Raw genomic sequence first — 255 nt, 5'->3', positions numbered from 1 at the left:
GCTTACGGTCGATCATTTCTTTGCGCTCAGCAATCCCGCCTTGTCGTGCGCGCCGCTTAAAAAATCATTTTCCAGCGCCAGTTGTCCGATCTTCGCGTGCCGCGATTTCAGATCAACCGGCGGCTCGTTCGTCGGCGTACCGCCCGCGCCGGACACGTCCGCCGCGCGTTCCTGCAATTGCCGTTTCCATTCCGTGTTCTGGTTCGGGTGCACATCGGACTGCTGTGCCAGTTCGGCCAGCGTTCGCTCGCCCTT

General features: G+C 60.8%; 1 pseudogene. It reads right to left on the bottom strand.

Annotated features, from left to right (window positions below):
- Positions 1-255: pseudogene (locus KVT39_RS37045) on the bottom strand (transposase); the annotation flags it as partial.

This window comes from Burkholderia sp. GbtcB21, assembly GCF_019091065.1.
Classification (GTDB): domain Bacteria; phylum Pseudomonadota; class Gammaproteobacteria; order Burkholderiales; family Burkholderiaceae; genus Burkholderia; species Burkholderia pyrrocinia_C.
The sequence above is the reverse complement of the archived record's forward strand: the minus strand, read 5'-3'. Positions and strand labels throughout refer to the sequence as shown.